25 protein-coding genes are annotated in these 18493 nt (G+C 63.0%); 18 read left to right on the top strand and 7 right to left on the bottom strand.

From position 1 onward, the window contains the following. Positions 1-12: 12 nt before the first annotated feature. The 7 genes from odhB to lpdA all read left to right on the top strand — a co-directional run bounded on the left by odhB (position 13) and on the right by lpdA (position 5673). Complete coding sequence (gene odhB, locus ACFWYE_RS11380; protein ID WP_379111477.1) at positions 13-1275, top strand: 2-oxoglutarate dehydrogenase complex dihydrolipoyllysine-residue succinyltransferase; 1263 nt, start codon at positions 13-15, stop codon at positions 1273-1275. 132 nt (positions 1276-1407) lie between these two features. Continuing rightward, the gene (locus tag ACFWYE_RS11375; RefSeq protein ID WP_379111475.1) at positions 1408-1815 is read left to right on the top strand and encodes an MAPEG family protein; all 408 of its coding nucleotides are present in this window, start codon (positions 1408-1410) and stop codon (positions 1813-1815) included. A 22-nt stretch (positions 1816-1837) separates the two neighbouring features. Then, a complete protein-coding gene (locus ACFWYE_RS11370) occupies positions 1838-2251 on the top strand; it encodes an MAPEG family protein (RefSeq protein ID WP_379111474.1) in 414 nt (137 codons plus the stop codon). A gap of 26 nt (positions 2252-2277) precedes the next feature. Continuing rightward, positions 2278-2919, top strand: a complete 642-nt coding sequence (locus ACFWYE_RS11365; RefSeq protein ID WP_379065249.1) for a LysE family translocator — start codon at positions 2278-2280, stop codon at positions 2917-2919. Positions 2920-2926: 7 nt separating this feature from the next. After that, positions 2927-3490, top strand: coding sequence for a hypothetical protein (locus ACFWYE_RS11360; RefSeq protein ID WP_379111472.1), 564 nt, complete (start codon positions 2927-2929; stop codon positions 3488-3490). Then, positions 3487-4242 carry an SDR family oxidoreductase gene (locus ACFWYE_RS11355; RefSeq protein ID WP_379111470.1) on the top strand — a complete coding sequence of 252 codons (756 nt, stop codon included), beginning with the start codon at positions 3487-3489 and terminating at the stop codon, positions 4240-4242. Before ACFWYE_RS11360 ends, ACFWYE_RS11355 begins: the two co-directional genes overlap by 4 nt. Before the next feature lie 24 nt (positions 4243-4266). After that, complete coding sequence (gene lpdA / locus ACFWYE_RS11350) at positions 4267-5673, top strand: dihydrolipoyl dehydrogenase (RefSeq protein ID WP_379111468.1); 1407 nt, start codon at positions 4267-4269, stop codon at positions 5671-5673. Positions 5674-5776: 103 nt separating this feature from the next. Here the strand turns inward: lpdA and ACFWYE_RS11345 are convergent, their stop codons facing one another. Then, positions 5777-6046, bottom strand: coding sequence for a hypothetical protein (locus tag ACFWYE_RS11345; RefSeq protein ID WP_379111466.1), 270 nt, complete (start codon positions 6044-6046; stop codon positions 5777-5779). A gap of 317 nt (positions 6047-6363) precedes the next feature. On the opposite strand from ACFWYE_RS11345, the gene ACFWYE_RS11340 reads away from it, so the two are divergent. Next, a complete protein-coding gene (locus ACFWYE_RS11340; protein ID WP_379111464.1) occupies positions 6364-6831 on the top strand; it encodes a DUF2867 domain-containing protein in 468 nt (155 codons plus the stop codon). Positions 6832-6839: 8 nt separating this feature from the next. Here ACFWYE_RS11340 and ACFWYE_RS11335 read toward each other — a convergent pair whose 3' ends face one another. Together ACFWYE_RS11335 and ACFWYE_RS11330 are read right to left on the bottom strand one after the other, a co-directional pair. Next, positions 6840-7907 (bottom strand): TraB/GumN family protein, encoded by a 1068-nt coding sequence (locus ACFWYE_RS11335; RefSeq protein WP_379111462.1) that lies wholly within the window; start codon positions 7905-7907, stop codon positions 6840-6842. A gap of 74 nt (positions 7908-7981) precedes the next feature. Then, the gene (locus ACFWYE_RS11330; protein WP_379111460.1) at positions 7982-8920 is read right to left on the bottom strand and encodes a tyrosine recombinase XerC; all 939 of its coding nucleotides are present in this window, start codon (positions 8918-8920) and stop codon (positions 7982-7984) included. 107 nt (positions 8921-9027) lie between these two features. On the opposite strand from ACFWYE_RS11330, the gene rimM reads away from it, so the two are divergent. Both rimM and trmD read left to right on the top strand, forming a co-directional pair. After that, complete coding sequence (rimM, locus tag ACFWYE_RS11325) at positions 9028-9648, top strand: ribosome maturation factor RimM (protein WP_379111459.1); 621 nt, start codon at positions 9028-9030, stop codon at positions 9646-9648. Beyond that, entirely contained in the window at positions 9645-10349 is a 705-nt protein-coding gene (gene trmD, locus ACFWYE_RS11320) for a tRNA (guanosine(37)-N1)-methyltransferase TrmD (RefSeq protein ID WP_379111457.1), read from the top strand. The genes rimM and trmD overlap by 4 nt, the downstream gene beginning before the upstream one ends. 91 nt (positions 10350-10440) lie before the next feature. Here the strand turns inward: trmD and ACFWYE_RS11315 are convergent, their stop codons facing one another. Both ACFWYE_RS11315 and ACFWYE_RS11310 read right to left on the bottom strand, forming a co-directional pair. Continuing rightward, a complete protein-coding gene (locus ACFWYE_RS11315; protein ID WP_379111456.1) occupies positions 10441-11193 on the bottom strand; it encodes a sulfite exporter TauE/SafE family protein in 753 nt (250 codons plus the stop codon). Positions 11194-11257: 64 nt separating this feature from the next. Further along, positions 11258-12151, bottom strand: coding sequence for an alpha/beta fold hydrolase (locus ACFWYE_RS11310; RefSeq protein WP_379111455.1), 894 nt, complete (start codon positions 12149-12151; stop codon positions 11258-11260). Between the two features lie 272 nt (positions 12152-12423). Between ACFWYE_RS11310 and rplS the strand changes: the two genes are divergently transcribed. The 4 genes from rplS (at position 12424) to ACFWYE_RS11290 (ending at position 15204) form a co-directional block, all read left to right on the top strand. Further along, positions 12424-12960, top strand: coding sequence for a 50S ribosomal protein L19 (gene rplS, locus ACFWYE_RS11305; protein ID WP_379065227.1), 537 nt, complete (start codon positions 12424-12426; stop codon positions 12958-12960). Between the two features lie 342 nt (positions 12961-13302). Further along, positions 13303-13728: an organic hydroperoxide resistance protein gene (locus ACFWYE_RS11300; RefSeq protein WP_379111453.1), complete on the top strand. Its 426-nt coding sequence runs from the start codon at positions 13303-13305 to the stop codon at positions 13726-13728. Further along, the gene (locus tag ACFWYE_RS11295) at positions 13725-14243 is read left to right on the top strand and encodes a MarR family winged helix-turn-helix transcriptional regulator (protein ID WP_379111452.1); all 519 of its coding nucleotides are present in this window, start codon (positions 13725-13727) and stop codon (positions 14241-14243) included. The genes ACFWYE_RS11300 and ACFWYE_RS11295 overlap by 4 nt, the downstream gene beginning before the upstream one ends. 163 nt (positions 14244-14406) lie before the next feature. Beyond that, positions 14407-15204, top strand: coding sequence for a transporter substrate-binding domain-containing protein (locus tag ACFWYE_RS11290; protein ID WP_379065221.1), 798 nt, complete (start codon positions 14407-14409; stop codon positions 15202-15204). A gap of 13 nt (positions 15205-15217) precedes the next feature. On the opposite strand, the gene ACFWYE_RS11285 is transcribed toward ACFWYE_RS11290, so the two are convergent. After that, entirely contained in the window at positions 15218-15604 is a 387-nt protein-coding gene (locus ACFWYE_RS11285) for a YybH family protein (protein WP_379111450.1), read from the bottom strand. Between the two features lie 64 nt (positions 15605-15668). On the opposite strand from ACFWYE_RS11285, the gene ACFWYE_RS11280 reads away from it, so the two are divergent. From ACFWYE_RS11280 to ACFWYE_RS11270, 3 genes are read left to right on the top strand one after another with little or no spacing between them, the layout of a single operon-like run. Further along, positions 15669-16031, top strand: coding sequence for a winged helix-turn-helix transcriptional regulator (locus ACFWYE_RS11280; protein WP_379111449.1), 363 nt, complete (start codon positions 15669-15671; stop codon positions 16029-16031). Next, positions 16028-16846 carry an amino acid ABC transporter permease gene (locus ACFWYE_RS11275; protein WP_379111448.1) on the top strand — a complete coding sequence of 273 codons (819 nt, stop codon included), beginning with the start codon at positions 16028-16030 and terminating at the stop codon, positions 16844-16846. The genes ACFWYE_RS11280 and ACFWYE_RS11275 overlap by 4 nt, the downstream gene beginning before the upstream one ends. A gap of 53 nt (positions 16847-16899) precedes the next feature. Beyond that, a complete protein-coding gene (locus tag ACFWYE_RS11270; RefSeq protein WP_379111447.1) occupies positions 16900-17535 on the top strand; it encodes a class I SAM-dependent DNA methyltransferase in 636 nt (211 codons plus the stop codon). Positions 17536-17558: 23 nt separating this feature from the next. Here the strand turns inward: ACFWYE_RS11270 and ACFWYE_RS11265 are convergent, their stop codons facing one another. Further along, entirely contained in the window at positions 17559-18179 is a 621-nt protein-coding gene (locus tag ACFWYE_RS11265; protein WP_379111446.1) for a DUF1287 domain-containing protein, read from the bottom strand. A 64-nt stretch (positions 18180-18243) separates the two neighbouring features. Between ACFWYE_RS11265 and ACFWYE_RS11260 the strand changes: the two genes are divergently transcribed. Then, positions 18244-18462 (top strand): hypothetical protein, encoded by a 219-nt coding sequence (locus tag ACFWYE_RS11260; RefSeq protein WP_379112005.1) that lies wholly within the window; start codon positions 18244-18246, stop codon positions 18460-18462. Positions 18463-18493: the final 31 nt, after the last annotated feature.

The following is an 18493-nucleotide window of genomic DNA, read 5'->3' as shown; positions in this document are numbered from 1 at the left end:
ACGGACAGGCACATGGCTACCGAAATCAAAGTCCCGACGCTCGGCGAGTCGGTCACCGAAGCAACCATCGGCAAGTGGTTCAAGAAGGTTGGCGACGCCATTGCCGCCGACGAGCCGCTGGTTGAGCTGGAAACCGACAAGGTGACGGTGGAAGTGCCTGCACCTGCTGCCGGTACGCTGGTGGAAATCACCGTGAAGGAAGGCGAGACGGTCGGCGTCGGCGCTCTGCTCGGCACGATCGGTGCCGGCGCGGGCGCGCCAGCCACCAAGCCGGAGGCGGTTGCCCAGGCTTCGGCGCCAACCGCTGCCTCGACCGTCAAGGAAGCCGCCGCCCAGAGCAACCAGGTTGCCGGCGAAGGCCCGATCGAAGCGCGCACCATGCCGCCGGCGCCGAGCGCCGCCAAGCTGCTCGCCGAGAGCAACATCGCGGTCGACCAGGTTTCGGGTTCCGGCAAGCGCGGTCAGGTGCTGAAGGGTGATGTGCTCGACGCCATCTCCAAGGGCGCGCCGTCCCAGCCCGTTGAAACGCCAAAGGTCCCTGCGGCGCCGCGCGCCCCGTCGACCGAAGGCGATGCGGTGCGCGAGGAACGCGTGCGCATGACCAAGCTGCGCCAGACCATCGCACGCCGCCTCAAGGATGCGCAGTCGACCGCCGCCATGCTCACCACCTTCAACGAGGTGGACATGAAGGCGGTGATGGACCTGCGCGCCAGGTACAAGGACATCTTCGAGAAGAAGCATGGCGTGAAGCTCGGCTTCATGGGCTTCTTCACCAAGGCCGTGACCCATGCGTTGAAGGAAATCCCGGCCGTCAACGCCGAGATCGACGGTACCGACATCATCTACAAGAACTATGCCCACATCGGCGTGGCCGTCGGCACCGACAAGGGCCTCGTGGTGCCGGTGGTGCGTGACGCGGACGCCATGTCGATCGCCGAGATCGAGAAGGAAATCGGCCGCCTTGGCATTGCCGCGCGTGACGGCAAGCTCTCGGTCGCCGACATGCAGGGCGGCACCTTCACGATCTCCAACGGCGGCGTTTACGGATCGCTGATGTCGACGCCGATCCTGAATGCGCCGCAGTCGGGCATTCTCGGCATGCACAAGATCCAGGAACGGCCGATGGTGGTCGGCGGGCAGATCGTCATCCGCCCGATGATGTATCTGGCGCTCTCCTACGATCACCGCATCGTCGACGGCAAGGAAGCCGTGACCTTCCTGGTCCGCGTCAAGGAAAGCCTGGAAGATCCGGAACGCCTCGTTCTGGACCTGTAAGGGCGTTCTCCATTGCCGTCCGAGGAAGATTTTCGTCGTGGCCGGTCGAAATGACCGGCCGGCAAACGACTTTCGCTTGTAACTGAACGTAGCGGGGCGCGATGCGCCTCTCGACAAAAGGGGACAAGAAATATGGAAGCTGTTGCGGCATCGACGGAAGTCCAGGTTCTTGGCTGGAGCGCGGCGCTCCTGATCATTCAGGTCGTCGCCCAGGCCTCGACCATCGGAGATCTCGGCCCGAAATATCTGTTCAGCGCGCGCGACGAGGCCCGTGTTTCGAAAAGTGTGCTGGCCGGACGCCTGCTGCGTGCCCTGCACAACCTGCTTGAAACCTACCCGGCCTTCATCGCTCTGGTTCTGGCGCTTGCACTTACCGGCAAGACCGGCGGCATTGCCGCGACCGGTGCGGTGTTGTGGATCGTTGCCCGCGTGCTTTATGTCGTTTTCTATGCGGCCGGGGTGCCGGTGGTGCGCACCATCGTCTGGACCGCCTCCATTGTCGGTCTGGTGATGATGCTGGTCCGACTGATCGCCTCATAGGACACGAAGAACAGGAGGAATGATGGAAGCCGCAGCAGCGTCGACCGAAATCTGGGTGTTCGGCTGGAGCGTTGTTTTCCTCCTGGTTCATATTCTGGTTCAGGCCCTGTCGCTCGACCTGTCGAGTGATCTCGGCCTGAGATATCTGCTTGGCCCGCGCGATCAGCCGAAGGAACCGGGAAATGTTCTACCCGGTCGGCTGAAGCGTGCGCTCGGCAACTTTCTGGAAACCTATCCGGCCTTCATCGGCCTGGCCCTGGCGCTGACGGTCACCGGCAAGACCGGCGACCTCGGCGCGACCGGTGCATGGCTCTGGTTTGTTGCGCGCATCGTGTATGTATTCCTCTACGCGGCCGGCGTTCCGGTGCTGCGCACACTGGTCTGGTTCGTCTCCATCCTCGGCCTGGCGCTGATGGTGGTCAGGCTGATGGCCTAGACCGGCCACAACAAGGGCTCCGATCGATGCACTATGTCTATGAGTTTCTCGGCCTGATGGCGGTCTTTTCGGTGCTGGTGGTCTCGCCTGGCGCCGATTTCCTGCTCGTGGTGCGCCAGAGCCTGGTGCATGGCCGCCGTGCGGCCATCGTCACCAGTTTCGGCATCGGCGCCTCGCTGCTGTTCCACATCGGCTACACCATCCTCGGCATCGGCATCATCGTCGCGCAGTCGCTGTTCCTGTTCGGCCTGCTGAAATGGGCGGGTGCTGCCTATCTGCTCTATCTCGGCTGGAAGTCACTGCGTGCCGACGCCTTCGAGATGCCGGACGAAAAGACGGAATCGCAAACCGCGGCCGCCGCACCACCTTCGACATTGCGCCTGTTCCTGCTCGGCTTCGCCACCAATGCGCTGAACCCCAAGCCGGTTCTGTTCTTCCTGTCGCTGTTCACCGCGCTGGTCAGCCATGACACGCCGGCCCCGGTCCAGGCCATCTACGGCCTGCTGATGGCGGCGACCCTGATCCTCTGGTTCGTTGGTGTCTCGACCTTCTTCACGGTCGCCTCGGTGCGCGAACGCTTCGTCGCCTGGGGCCGCTGGTTCAATCGTATCACCGGCATGATCTTCATCGGGTTGGGCATACGCCTGGCAACGCAGCAGGCAAGCTGAGCACACCATGCGACTGCCTGCCATGATCTCTTCCCTGGAGCGTTTCCGTTTCTCACGGAAACGCGGAAACGCAATTCCCGACGGAAAACCGCTACGCATTTTTCCTGGAATTGCTCTGGCTTTGTTCGGCGTTTCGCCAGCTTTGGCGGCTTGTCCGATCGAGCTTGCCGTCTATGGCGAACGCGAGCAGGTGGCGGAGATCGACTTCCGTCCGACCATGGGCTCGGCCACCACCACCAACAGCTTCAAGATGCTGCTGGGCAACGATCTCGTCCTCGACGGTGTGGTGCTGTGGAGCAGCGATGCCGCGCGCCCGCATGGTACCCTCATGCATCAGTGCCCGGAAGGCGATGTCACCGGCGAGGAGCTCGCGGCCTGTACCGTCTGGGAAGGCGTGATCTACACGACGGATGGCGCCGGCGCGGTCGATCTTCTGCCCAATGAGCATAAGGACGCGCCCGGAAAACTGATCTTCCCGGATCTCGCCGGACAGCTCAGCCGCTCCGCCATCAAGGACAAGCTGCCCAAGCAGCCCTGGGATGTCTTTGCGTTGAAGGGATGCCAGGAATGACCGCTGCCGCAAAGACACTGCTTGTCACCGGCGGCAGTCGCGGCATCGGCGCGGCCGTGTGCCGGCTTGCGGCCAAGGCTGGCTATCGCGTGGCAATCAACTATGCCTCGAACGAGGCAGCCGCCGCCGCGCTGGTGGCTGAAATCCAGGCCGGTGGTGGCGAGGCTTTTGCCGTCAAGGGTGATGTCGGCAACGAAGCCGATGTGGTGGCGATGTTTTCAGCCGTGGACAGGACCTTCGGCGGGCTCGATGCCTTCGTCAACAATGCCGGCGTGGTCGACCGCAAGGCGCGCGTCGACGAAATGAGCATCGAACGGCTGGAGCGCATGATGCGCATCAACGTCGTCGGCTCGATTCTCTGCGCCCGCGAGGCCGTCAGGCGCATGTCGACGCTGCGCGGCGGCAGTGGCGGCTCGATCGTCAACCTCTCCTCGGCCGCGGCAACGCTCGGCTCGCCCGGCGAATATGTCGATTACGCCGCGTCCAAGGGTGCCATCGATACCTTCACCATCGGGCTTGCCCGCGAAGTCGCCAACGAAGGTGTGCGCGTCAATGCCGTGCGCCCGGGCATCATCGACACCGAAATCCATGCCTCCGGCGGTCAGCCGGGACGGGTCGCTGCCATCCGCGATACCGTGCCGATGAAACGCGAGGGCAAGGCCGAAGAAGTCGCCCACGCCGTGCTCTGGCTTTTGTCGGACGCGGCATCATATACGACGGGCTCCATTGTGAACGTAAGCGGCGGCCGTTGACCGCCAGGCAGGAAGGACAAGATCATGGCTTATGACGTCGTCGTTATCGGATCCGGCCCCGGCGGCTATGTGTGCGCCATCAAGGCCGCGCAGCTTGGCCTGAAGACGGCTGTGATCGAAAAGCGCGAGACCTTTGGCGGCACCTGCCTCAACATCGGCTGCATCCCGTCCAAGGCGCTGCTGCATGCTTCCGAAATGCTGGCCGAAGCACAGCACTCCTTCGACACGCTCGGCGTCGAGGTGGGCACGCCGAAGCTCAATCTGAAGAAGATGCTGGCGCACAAGGACGCGACCGTCGCCGCCAACGTCAACGGCGTCGCTTTCCTGTTCAAGAAGAACAAGATCGATGCCTTCCGCGGCACCGGCAAGGTGGTGTCGGCCGGCAAGGTCTCCGTCACCGGCGAAGACGGCAAGGTGCAGGAGATCGAGGCGAAGAACATCGTCATCGCCACCGGTTCGGACGTTGCCGGCATCCCCGGCGTGAAGGTCGACATCGACGAGAAGGTCATTGTCTCCTCCACCGGCGCCCTGTCGCTGGAGAAGGTGCCGGGCCACCTCATCGTGGTTGGCGGCGGTGTCATCGGGCTGGAGCTTGGTTCGGTCTGGGCACGCCTTGGCGCCAAGGTCACGGTCGTCGAATATCTCGACACCATTCTCGGCGGCATGGATGGCGAAGTGTGCAAGCAGTTCCAGCGCATGCTGGCCAAGCAAGGTCTCGACTTCAAGCTCGGTGCCAAGGTGACGGCCGTCACCAAGGCCAAGAAGGGCGCGACCGTGACCTTCGAACCGGTCAAGGGCGGCGCTGCCGAAACCATCGAAGCCGACGCGGTGCTGATCGCCACCGGCCGCCGGCCCTACACCGACGCGCTCGGTCTCAAGGAGGCCGGCGTCGACGTGGACGAGCGCGGTCGCGTCAAGACGGACGCGCATCTGCGCACCAATGTGCCGGGCATCTACGCGATCGGCGACGTGGTGGCCGGTCCGATGCTGGCGCACAAGGCAGAGGACGAGGGCGTCGCCGTGGCCGAGACCATTGCCGGCCAGGCCGGCCATGTGAACTACGACGTCATTCCGAGTGTGGTCTATACCAGCCCCGAGGTAGCCTCCGTCGGCAAGACCGAAGAGGAGCTGAAGAAGGCGGGCGTCGACTACAAGGTCGGCAAGTTCCCGTTCACGGCCAACGGCCGCGCGCGCGCCATGCTGCACACCGACGGTTTCGTGAAGATCCTGGCCGACAAGGCAACCGATCGCGTGCTCGGCGTGCATATTCTGGGCTTCGGCGCCGGCGAGATGATCCACGAGGCGACGGTGCTGATGGAATTCGGCGGCTCGTCGGAAGATCTCGCCCGCACCTGCCACGCGCATCCGACCATGTCGGAAGCGGTCAAGGAAGCAGCGCTCGCCACCTTCTTCAAGCCGATCCACCTTTGAGATTGCAATTGGTCCGAAAGAGCGGCCATCGCGCCGCTCTCGCCTGGTCAAACGAAAAACGGCCCGCCGAAAGGCGGGCCGTTCTGTTTCATGACGCTGCCGGTTATTGAGCCGGGGCAGCCGGAGCCGGGTTTGCCGGGGCAGGCTCTGCAGGCTTCGCGGGTTCGGCAGGCTTGGCCGGTTCGGCCGCGGGTGCTGCCGGAGCCGGAGCAGGTGTGCTGGCCGCCGGAGCTTCGGCAGGCGCCGGATGCTCACCGCCACTGCGGCCGAAGACGAAATACGCGACGACGGCCAGAACGACGATAACGAGTGCGATCAGCCAGCCGCTGCCGCCACCACCAGAGCTTGGAGAGCTGTTGGATGAATCCGCCATGGAAGTCCTCCTGGGAGAAAGTTATCAATCAACGCCAATCGACGCGCAACGCGTGATTGTTTGTTGAATCTAGAAGCCGCAAGGCGTCAAAACAACGACAGTGGCGCTAAAATCAGCAAATCGCCCAGCTTTTTTACCTTCAGGCAGGGTAAAATCGAGGGATCGAAATCTATAGCTGGCTTTTTACTGATGAAAATCGCGCCGCCGATACCAATCCTCGTTCCGCGACGGCGACATTTGGTCAGCTGATTCTATGGCCGCGACGACGCTAGAATTGACGTTGCTCCGTACCTTTCGCAACCTCGGAGCAACCGGAGATGGCTGACATGCACAATCTCTCCAGACATCAAAACATCCTGCCGGCGGCGCAGTTCTTCGACCGCTATTCGATCGAAATCGACGGCCAGAACCTTGATGCACGCACCGCGGCGGAACGTGTGATGTTGCGGCGGCCCGCCTGGATCCGCTGGCTGATGGCACTCCGCAACCTCGTGGTCCTGCCATTCGGTCTGAAGACAGGCCCCACCGACATCCCGGCCGGTCAGGAACGGATCGGTTTCTTTCCCTTGCTCGACGAAAGCCCGTCAACCGTGGTTCTCGGCCTGGATGACCGGCATCTCGATTTTCGGCTGCTGGTGGAAGTGGACGAACTCGGCGGCGGCCGCCAGTCGATCAGCGCCACGACTTTCGTCGCAACGCACAATCTGCTCGGCCGGGCCTATCTGTCGATCGTCATGCCGTTCCACCGCGTCATCGTGCCGGCGATGCTGTCGCGGGTCGCCTGAGAGAGCCGTCAGTCGACTGCGGTAACGGTATATCCCGCCTTGCGGAAATGCTCGACCAGACCCTCTTTTCCGGGCAGATGCAACGCACCGACCGCCATGAAGGTATTTCCCTTCGCCAGGATCGGCAGAGCCCGTTCGGTCATCGTCTTGTTGCGCTTGGTGATCATGGCTTCCTCGAAAGCCGCATAGCCTTCCGCGTCTTCCGTCGCCTCCGGCAGTGCGACCCGAAACAGCGGCCAGATCATGCCGATGTCGCCGCGCTGGTAGAGCACGATCATCGTTTCCGACACGTCGTTGATCCTGTCGCCCAGCTTCAGCGTCTCGAGCAGACCCTTGACGTGCTGTTCCATCGGCAGCGAGGCCATCGCACGCAACTGGTCCGCGGCAGTCTCCAGCCCCTGCAGATCCTTGCCCGCCGCCTTGGCCTGTTCGGCCAGATTGACATCGAGCACCGGCTTTCCTTCATTCTTGCGGGCCATCTCGCAGGCCGGCAGTGAAACCATCGCCGACAACATCCAGGGTTTCATCCTGGCGACGGAAGCAGGAGGAATGCCGCGCGCATCCAGCCCCTTGTCCAGTGCCTTGATATCGTCCGGCGACAGGAAGGCATTCAGTGTCTTGCCGTCGGTGAACATCATCAGCTCCGGCTCCTTGGCCAGCGCCGCCATCATCTTGCCCGGGTCGAGCACATCGGTGGTTTCGATGATCACGGTATCGGCGCCGTCGAAGGCCTTCTGCGCGGCCGGCGGCAAGGTCACCACACGCGGGTCGGTCATGTGCATGGTGCCGAACAGCCAGGACGGCTTTTCGCCGGCCCTCTCGAGCTTCCACAGCAAGCCCTTGCCGTTGGGTACGGCCGCCGCTTCCGTTTCGATTGCGGCATAGGCAGCCGGATCGCTCTTCTGCAGACCGGCAAGCATGTCGGCGCCGCTGCAGGTCACCGCCTCGGCATGCGCACGGCTGGAGGCGAGCAGCGCCACCGCCACGAAGGACAGGAACAAAAGCACGTTGATCGCCGCAAGCAGCTTCAACGACAGCTGCGCGATACGGTCGGCTTTTGTCGGAGCAAGTATCATGGCGATTGTTCTAGGCGCCAAAGGCGGCAAAACGGTTAACCGGGCGATGAAAATTGTCATCGCTTCCGACAGGCTCACGCGCGAGGGTGCGCCGCCTCGTAGATATCGAGCAATCTCGCGGTATCGACGCCGGTATAGATCTGGGTCGTCGACAGGCTGGCATGACCAAGCAATTCCTGGATGGTTCTAAGATCGCCACCGCGTCCCAGCAGATGCGTGGCGAAGGAATGGCGCAGCGCATGCGGCGTCGCGGTCTCGGGCAGGTTCAGTGCCGAGCGCAGTTTCACCATCTCGCGCTGGATGATCGCCGCATTGAGCGGCCCGCCGCGAGCACCACGAAACAACGGGCCATCCGCGCCGAGATGGTAAGGACAGAGCCTGCGGTATTCGGCTATCGCCTGGAACGCCACCGGCAGGACGGGCACAAGCCTGACCTTGCCACCCTTGCCGGTGACGCGTAGCACCGTCTCCGACGCATGCGCGAGATCGGCACCGGTCAGGGCAAGCGCCTCGGAAATACGCAGGCCCGAGCCGTAGAGCAAAGTGAGGACGGCCGCATTACGCGCCGCGATCCAGGGCTCCTCCGCCATCTGCTCGCCGGTCGAGACGATCCGCCGCGCATCCGCCGCCGTCAACGGCTTTGGCAGTGACTTCGGCTGCTTCGGCGCGCGCAACGCTGCAGCGCCCGCCGCGTTCGCCAGCCCTCGCCGCTCCAGGAAGCGCAGCAGTGATCGCACACCGGCGAGCCCACGCCCCAACGTGCGGGCACCGGCCCCTTCGTTGCGGCGCTGGGCGAGAAAACCGCGCAGGTCCGCAGGGCGCAGCCCGGCGATGTCGGCAATGCCGGCAGGACCACCGACATGGCCGGTCAGGAACTGCAGGAACTGGCGCGTATCGCGTTCATAGGCTTCCACTGTCAGCGCCGACAGCCGACGCTCGCCCGCCAGCCCCTTCAGCCAGCTTTCGCGGGCGGCCTGGAGGTCCGGCTTGGCGGCGATGAGGAATTCCTGCATTGGCAGAGCGGGCCCTGTTGACTAGAACACCTGACAGACTTTCATCGGAAGGCGGTGCTCCAGACCAGCATTTGCCTTTCAGGTTACCAAGCGATGAAGCCCGGCCAATGACCAAACCAAAAAATCCTGTCCTAATGGCCGTGATCGGCGCTCCTCATGGTATCAAGGGCGAGCTGCGCGTGAAAACCTTCACCGGCGACCCGCTGGCGCTCGCCGACTATGGTCCGCTCTATTCGAAGGACGGTCGCGCCTTCGCGATCAACGACATCCGCCCCGCCGGCAATGTCGTCGTGGTGCGTTTCAAGGGCGTCAATGACCGCACTGCCGCCGAAGCACTGACCAATGTCGAGCTTTTCGTCGACCGCTCGGCGCTGCCGGACGATGGCGACGAGGACGAATTCTACCATACCGACCTGATGGGCCTTGCCGTGAAGGACGACTCCGGAGCCATCATCGGCAAGATCGTGTCGGTGCAGAATTTTGGCGGTGGCGACATCCTCGACATCACGCTCGGCACCCGCAAGGGCGTGCTCATCCCGTTCACCCAGGCGGCCGTGCCCGAGGTTTCGATCGCCGGCGGCTTCGTGCGCATCGACGCGATCGCGGCCGGCCTTGTCGAGGATGAGGACGGCGACGGCGAACCCGACGGCGAGACGGCGCCAGGCGATGACGGCTTCGATGCGAAACGCCGGCCGCGCGGTCCGAAGGACGCCGGGGGCAACCGGTGAACTTTTCGGCGTCGGTTCTTACCCTCTATCCGGAGATGTTTCCGGGCGCGCTCGGCCTCTCCCTGGCCGGCCGGGCGATGGAACGCGGCGACTGGTCCCTTGAGCCGATCCAGATTCGCGACTTCGCTTTCGACAAACACCGCACCGTCGATGATTCGCCGGCTGGCGGTGGTGCCGGCATGGTGATGCGCGCCGACGTGCTGGCCCGCGCCATCGATCACGCCGCGCCCGAAGGCGATCCGCGCCCGAAGCTGCTGATGAGCCCGCGCGGAAAGCCGCTGACGCAGGCGCGCGTGCGCGAACTGGCGGCGGGACCGGGCGTCGTCATCCTGTGCGGCCGCTTCGAAGGTGTCGACCAGCGCGTGATCGACGCACGAGAGCTGGAAGAGGTTTCGATCGGCGATTTCATCCTGTCCGGCGGCGAACCGGCGGCGCTGGTTCTGCTCGACGCCGTCGCTCGGCTCCTGCCCGGTGTCATGGGCAATGAACGCTCCGGCGAGGAAGAGAGTTTCGAGAACGGCCTGCTCGAGCATCCGCACTACACCAGGCCGCAGGAGTTCGAGGGCCTGCCCATTCCCGACGTGCTGATCTCGGGAAACCACGCCAGGATCGCCGCATGGCGGCACGATCAGTCAGAGAAGCTGACGGCGGAGCGAAGGCCTGATCTGCTGGCCGGGAATTCTAGCGACGGGCGCGGCTAGAGCGTTTCCGTTTTTTCACGGAAACGCTCTAAGTTTTTGTTTTCGTCGCATTTTTGCAACGCCAAGTGATACCACTTGGCTACAAAATGCTCTAGGCTTTCAGGAAATAATACGCCGCCAGGAACAGTCCCACGGCGATGACGAAGCCGCGCACCGCGTTCTGCGGCACGCGCTTGGCAATCCAGACGCCGACATAACCGCCGACCGCGACGGCCGGTATCATGACGATCGCCTGCGGCCAGGACACCACGCCGCCGGACACGAAGATCAGGATGGCGACGGCGGCAATGACGATCGAAAACATGTTCTTCAGCGCATTGAGGCGGTGATAGTCGCCACTCTGGGTCAGGCCCAGCGTCGCCAGCATCATCACGCCCATGCCGGCGCCGAAAAACCCGCCATAGATGGCGGTGGCGAACTGCATGAGAGCGCCCGGCACGGTGCCGACGGCAGCCGGCTGACCAGGCTTCGGTTTCGGCTTCAGCCACGGTCCGGCGGCGAACAGTGCGGTGGCAGCGATCAGCAGCCAGGGCACCATGACGCGGAAGGACGGGTTGTCGAGGGCGAGCAGGAGGAGCGCGCCGCCCAGCGCGCCGATGGCCGAGACGATGCAAAGCAGCAGGGCGCTGCGCCAGATGGCGCGGATATCGCTCCAATAAGCCAGCGTCGAGGTGATGTAGCCGGGAAACTGCGTGATCGAGGACGTGGCATTGGCCGAGATCGGCGGAATGCCCAGCACGCTCATTGCCCCGAAAGTAAGGAACGTGCCGCCACCGGCTACGGCGTTGACGATGCCGGAAAGCAATCCGGCGGCAAAGAGAATGGCGGCGTCGATGAACGTCAAGGCTGGCCCTGTCGAATGCTTATCCGGCAGGTTTAGGGGCGTCGCCGCCTGCACGCAAGCAAACTCAGGCCTTGCCCATCAGCTCCAGCAACGCTTCCGCCGTCGCTCTGGGTGCCTCTTGCGGAATGTTGTGTCCGACGCCCGGCAGGATCCGGCGTTCGAACGGGCCGGAAAATTGATGGCCGTCCTCCGCGTCGGGTGGACCGACGCCGTCGTCGGCCCCGCACAGCGAGATTGTCGGCACTGAAATCCGCGGCTGCTTCTCCAGCCGGTCCTCGATCGGCTGCAGTGCCGGGTCGCCGGGTGCGTAGCCGTAGCGATGCCGATAGGAGTGGATGACGATGTCGACGAAATCAGGATTGTGAAAGGACGCAGCGCTGCGCGCGAAGTCGCCGTCGCTGAAGGCCCAGCTCGGCGACCACAGCTTCCACAGCAGCCGGGTCAGCGCCTCGCGGTTTTCGGTCAGCCCACGCACGCCGCGCGCCGAATGAAAATAATACTGGTACCAGTAGCGGTATTCGTCCTCGGGCGAGGCCGGATTCACCGAAGCCGGGATGTTCTGGATGTTGTAGCCGTCGCCGGTTACCAGGCAGCGTGTCCGTTCCGGCCGCAAGGCGGCGACGATGCAGGCGGCTCGACCGCCCCAGTCATAACCGGCGAGTGCCGCCCGTTCGATCGACAGCGCATCCATCAGGTCGATGAGGTCCTGCGCGATCGCCGCCTGCTGGCCAGACCGCATTGAGCCGTCCGAGCGGAAGCGGGTCGGCCCGTAGCCACGCAGATAAGGCACGATCACGCGATGTCCATGCAGCAATGGCCAGACCTCATCATAACCGCGCGGATCGTAAGGAAAGCCATGCAGCAGGATGATTGGATCGCCGTTTGGTTCGCCGTGATCTTCATAGGCGATGTCGAGCAGCGCGGTGCGTGCGAAGCGGATGGGATAGGGTTCGGTCATGGTCAGCGCTTCCCTTTGGTCCGACTTTTTGGCATTGAGTGCCGGCCTGACCAACCGGCCACGGTAAAAAATACCGTTGGACAGGTGACAAACGCGCGAAATAGCGCTATGTGCCGCGCCGAACCGGACAAGATCGTCCGGACCCGTCAACAATGGCGGTGTAGTCGCCCCTGCCGGACATCTTCGGATGAAAGGCATAGCCAAGCGGTCTGGAACTGCAAGGCAAGTGCAGGGCGCTCTGGCTGTCGGAAGAACAAGAAGTGGATTTTAAGATGGATCTGATCCGTCAGCTCGAGGCCGAACAGGCCGCCAAGATCGAAGCCAAGCGCAAGCTCCCCGAATTCCAGCCCGGCGACACCGTGCGCGTCCAGGTGCGCGTCACCGAAGGCAGCCGCACCCGCGTGCAGGCTTATGAAGGCGTCGTGATCGCCCGTTCCGGCTCCGGCTTCCAGGAAAATTTCACCGTCCGCAAGATCTCCTACGGCGAAGGCGTGGAGCGCGTGTTCCCGGTCTACTCGCCGATGGTCGAAGCGGTCGAGATCGTCCGCCGCGGTAAGGTTCGCCGCGCCAAGCTCTATTACCTGCGCGATCGTCGCGGCAAGTCGGCTCGTATCTCCGAGAACACCGGCGTGCGCGCCCGCAAGCTGAACGACGAGGAGCGCGAGGCGCTCGCTGCCGAGAAGGCCAGGATCGAAGCCGAAAAGGTCGCTGCTGCCGAAGCGCTGGCCGCCGAAAAGGCCGCCCAGGAAGCTGCCGAGAAGAAGGCTGCCGCCGAGGCCGCTGCTGCGGAAACCGCTGCGGCTGAATAAGATCTTCGGATCCTGCTGATTTTGGAAAGGCGGCTTCGGCCGCCTTTTTCATTTCTTGCTGCTGTGTGGCCAAAGGCGAACTTTTGCAATCGCCGCTCCGGTCTACGAATGCAGTTGCGAAACTCAATCCGCGATTGCACCTTGGCGGAAGCGTACCCTTGTCGAGGTTGATCCCCCAAGCTCCGTCCATGCCCTGGCTGTTGATCGCCGAAGGCGCGCCTCCACCGACGCCGATACCGCCGGCAGACGCGACACCTAAGGCGCGGCCGGTGTTCATCACAAAATTCAGGGTTGACTCCATTTAATTTGTACACTAATCATTTGCGTACAAATTAAATGGAGATGCCGATGTCTGCCTTGTATTCCACCGAAGCCCGTGCCGTTGGCGGTCGCGCCGGCCATGTGAAGTCCTCTGACGGCCTGCTCAGCCTCGACCTCGCCATGCCGAAGGAGCTGGGCGGCAAGGGCGGCGCCACCAATCCCGAGCAGCTTTTTGCCGCCGGATATTCCGCCTGTTTTGAAAGCGCTATGCGTTTCGTTGCCGGCAAGCAGAAGCTGCCGCTGGCGGATGCCGCGGTGACGGCCAGGATCGACCTTCTGCCGAACAGCCAGGGCGGCTTCCGGCTCGGCGCCGAGCTCATCGCCGAAACCAAAGGGCTTGATCGGGCAGCGGCGGAGGCGCTGGTTGCCGCCGCGCACAAGGTCTGTCCTTATTCCAATGCGCTCAGGGGCAATGTAGACGTCGCTCTTTCGGTGAAGGCGGGATGACCGTTTCGGACACGATCAAGCAAAAAACGGATACGAGCCGGGTGCAGACGCCCCGGCTCGATCGTCAGCTGTGCTTTGCGCTCTATACGGCCAGCGGACTGATGACGAAGCTCTACCGTCCGCTGCTGGCGCCGCTTGGGCTGACCTATCCGCAATATCTCACCATGCTGGCATTGTGGGAAAAGGCGCCACGCACGGTCGGCGAACTGGGCGATACACTCGGCCTCGACCCGGCCACGCTGACGCCGCTGCTGAAGCGCATGGAAGCGGGCGGTTTGATCAGCCGCCGTCGCGACCCTGCCGACGAGCGGCGCGTGCTGGTGCAACCGACCACCGAGGGTGAAGCGCTGCGCACTGCAGCCAACGACATCCAGGAAGCCCTCGGCTGCCAGCTGCCGCTCGAACCGGCCGAACTGGCCGGGCTGCGCGATACATTGAACAGGTTGAGCAGTCAGTTGCGTATTGCAGAAACCGAAACCGTTTTTGCCGAACCGCCTGACGGAACCGAGCGATAACCCACCCCAATCATGCCCCGTCACCGCCATCGAATTGCACTTTCTTGGCGTGTAGCGCAATATCGTGCCTTGCAAGGGTCCGATAGAACGCTAATGTCGGCGCGCAATTGATTGGACCGCCAACGGGGTGTGGGCTCGGTCCTCGTTTCTCGAGGGATACATCATGATCAGATCCAAACTCGTGCTGGCCGCGATTGCTGCCTGCCTTCTCGCGCCGATTGCCGCCGCGGCCCAGACCTTGCCGGACCTTGCCGGCAAGAAGGTCGTGGTGGTGACGGAAAACGCCTACCCGCCGCTGCAGTTCGTCGACCCCAAGTCGGGCAAGCAGATCGGCTGGGAATACGATTTCATGAACGAAATCGCCAAACGGCTGAATTTCAAGGTCGAATACCAGAACACCTCCTGGGATGCGATGATCCAGTCGGTGGCCGACAAGCAGTACGACATCGGCATGACTGGGATCACCATCAACGACGAGCGCAAGGCCAAGGTCGATTTCTCCGACCCCTACATGCGCAACGAACAGTTCATGCTGGTGCGCGGCGATGAGAGCCGCTTCAACGACGCCAAGAGCTTCGGCGCCTTCAAGGATGGCCTGATCGGCGCGCAGCCGGGCACCTCGCCTTTCTACACCGCCGTCTATTCCGTGCTCGATGGCAATGAGCAGAACCCGCGCATCAAGCTGTTCGAGACCTTCGGCGCCACCGTGCAGGCGCTCAAGACAGGCGACGTCGATGTGGTGCTGACCGATTCCACCGCCGGCAAGGGTTATGTCGACGCTTCGGAAGGCAAGTTGAAGCTGGTCGGAGGCCCGCTCGGAACCGAGGATTTCGGTTTTATCTTCGCCAAGGGCTCCGATCTGGTGAAGCCGGTCAATGAAGCGATCGCGGCCATCAAGGCCGACGGCACCATCGATGGCCTGAACAAGAAGTGGTTCCTCGACTACAAGGTCGGCCAGTAGGTTATCGCCTAGATCAGCCGGCGCCATACCGACTGGCGCCGGCATGATCGATCATATAACGCCACGAGCCATCGGCCTGCTTGCGGATGATTTCGGCGGTGAAGCCGGAATAGATGACGAAGCCTTTGCCGTCAGTCAGCGTGAAATCGGCGCGCAGCAGCGCCAGATCGCCATGCTCCACGCAGAAGGTATTGTTCGACGCCATCATGCCGGGCAATTCGATCAGCTTCTGCAATTCCATCGCGATTGCCACCTTGCCGGTGAGACTGGCCCCACTCGCATCCACAAGCAACTGCGCATCGTCTTCATAGAGCGAAAGCAGTTCATCGAGATCTCCGGCATTGCGGGCGGCCGCAAAAGCTCCATTCATCTCAGCCGGCTGATAGACTTTTCTTGACATTGGCTTTCTCCTGTTTCGAGAACAGAACCATGTCGTTTCAGAACTATCCAAACGGGAACCCAGCATGACCGAACCGGCGACGGCCGAAGCCTACCCGCAAATGCCCGCACCGCGACGACCGGATCTTTGTCCGGTCGAGGATTGGCTGGCTTTCCTCGGTCATCGCTGGAATGCGCTGGTGCTGTGGCACCTGTCCGCAGGCGCCAAGCGGCACGGCGAGCTGATGGCCTGCTTGCCCGGTATCACCGCAAAAGTGCTGTCGGAACGGCTGGACGGCCTCATGCAACGGGGACTGATCGAGCGCAATACGATTTCCACCTTCCCGCGCGGTGTCATCTATGCGCTGTCCGAAGGGGGCCGCCAGATGATTGCCATCCTCGATCGCTTCGAGGCGCTGCCTTCCTCCTTTCGCGAGCCACGACATTGACCCCGTCCGTGTCTGGCAAGCAGGCCAAGGAATTTCCCTGGTGGCTGGCAGTAGCTGTCGCCATCGCCGTGGTCGCTGCGTTTGCGATCGCCACGAGCGAGGTCTATGCGCAGGTCTTCGCCACCGTCGCGCAAGGTATCGGCATCACCATCTTCGTCGCGCTGGTCGCATTCCTTCTGGCGGCGACGATCGGCCTTGGCTTCGCGCTGATGGGGCTGTCGGGATCGATCTGGTTGCGGCAGGCCGCGCGCTTCTATGTCGAGATCATGCGCGGCATTCCGGTGCTCGTGCTTTTGTTCTGGATCGCTTTCGCCGGCGTCCCCGCTTTCGTCGCAGGCTGGAACTTCATCACCTTGCCGCTGCAGCAGGCCGGCTACATGGACGCACTGCTGGTGCGCGAGGTGTCGCTGCTGTGGCGCGCCATCATCGCGCTTGCCTTCGGTTACTCTCCCTTCATCGCCGAGATTTTTCGCGCCGGCATCCAGTCGGTCGACATCGGTCAGGTCGAAGCTGCGAAGGCGCTCGGCTTAAGCCGCGGCCAGCGTTTCAGGTTCATCGTCATGCCGCAGGCGATCAGGGTCATCCTGCCACCGCTCGGCAACGACTTCATCGCCATCACCAAGGATTCTTCGCTGGTCTCGGTGCTCGGCGTCGCCGATATCACCCAGATGGGCAAGATCTACGCCTCCGGTTCATTCCGCTTCTTCGAAACCTATTCGATCGTCGCCTACATCTACCTGACCCTTACCGTCAGCCTTTCTTTGGCGCTGAGGGCCCTGGAACGACGCATGCGGCGCAGCCAGCGCCTGGGTTGACGCAGGCGTCGTTCGCTTCCACCTTGGCTGGAACGGCTGCTGGGAGACACGCGATGAACACCGACAAGGCGCATGCGGCGCTGGATTCCGTCTATGGCGCAGATACACCCGAAGCGCTCGATGCAGCCTATGCCGCCTGGGCGGCGAGTTATGACAGCGAGACCGCCTCGCTCGGCTATCTGCTGCCGTTCCTGATCACCGCCTGGGTGACGCGTTATGTTGCGGCAGGCGAAGGCCCTTTGCTTGATGCCGGTTGCGGCACCGGCCTCACCGGCCCGCAGCTCAAGGCGCTCGGCTACGCCGATCTGGCCGGGCTCGACCTTTCCGACGACATGCTGCGGGTCGCTGCCGGCAGGCAGGCCTATGGTGACTTGAAAAAGGCAATGCTCGGCGGCCCGCTGCCTTGGCCGGACAGGCATTTCCGCGCTTTTTTCTCCACCGGTGTCTTCACCATCGGCCACGCCCCGGCTTCCGGCCTGCATGAGCTGGTGCGCATCACGAAAGCCGGCGGCCATGCCATCTTCACCGTGCGCGACCAGGTGTTGGAAACGGGTCGTTTCCGCAACGTTTTCAACGAACTGGAACAGGCCGGCAAATGGCGGCTGCGCGAAGAAAGTCCCTGGTTCCGCTGCTACGCCGTTGCCGACCCCGACGCGCAGGTGAAGGCTTTCGTGTTCGAGATTTTCTGACGCCGGAGGCCAATCGGAACGCCTCAGACCTCTGGCGCGAAACGGAAGTGGCCAACGATGCGGAAGGCGAGCAGCGTATCCTCGACCCTGGCACCGGCGCCGATGTTATGGACCACCAACGGCCGCTGGCCATCCGGCGTCATTTTGCTGGTGACGATGGCGATATGCGGCAAATTGCCGGGCAGCCGCTGGGTGACCAGGTCGCCCGGCCGATAGGCCGCCGGATCGTCGACAACCTCCAATGCCGCGCCTTTTCGCTTGAAGAAGGTCTCCAGATTGGGAACACGGCGGTGATCGATGTTGCGGTCCGGCTGCTTGCGGCCCCAGATCGTCGGATAGGCGGAGAACGCCGCACGCATGTCCTCGTTGACCAGCCGTTGCAGATCGACGTCGAACGCCTTGCGGTAGGCACGCACCACCACGTCCGTGCATACGCCGCGCTCGGCGGGCACGTCGCCATCGGGATAATCGAGCCGTACATAGGCCGGATCGTAGATGACGGTCACGCCAACCTGATCGAGCGCCGCGTCGACCAGCCGTGTGGTCCACGGCTGCGATTGCGCAGCGGCCAATACCGGGCGCGTCAGCAGCACCGGACAGGCAGCCAGCGCCATGGATTTCAGCACTGTGCGACGATCGATCATGGGGGCTCCTCGTTTCGCCGCTCAAGGCAATCGAGCTTTCAGGCTTATTTGCGACCTGGCGCACATGCTCGAAAAGCGTGCTTTGCGCGTCCGGACGGACGCGCGGCGCTCTAGTCGCCGCCAATTGCCGATCCGGCAAAAGATTGGTATGAGCGAGGCGATGGAAGAGCTTTTCGGCGATCCGGCCTACAAGGGCTTCGTGCTGCAGGACAAGAAGCGCCTGCCTGCGCGCTTTTTCGCCCGCATTTCCGGCGCGCTGACCAGCCGACTTAGCCTGATTTAACGGCCGAACGCGCCTATTTTCCGGCCGGCGC

The sequence above is a fragment of the Mesorhizobium sp. NPDC059025 genome (assembly GCF_042739655.1).
Lineage (GTDB): Bacteria > Pseudomonadota > Alphaproteobacteria > Rhizobiales > Rhizobiaceae > Mesorhizobium.
Note: the sequence above shows the minus strand (reverse complement) of the source record. Positions and strands in the feature narration are given on the sequence as shown.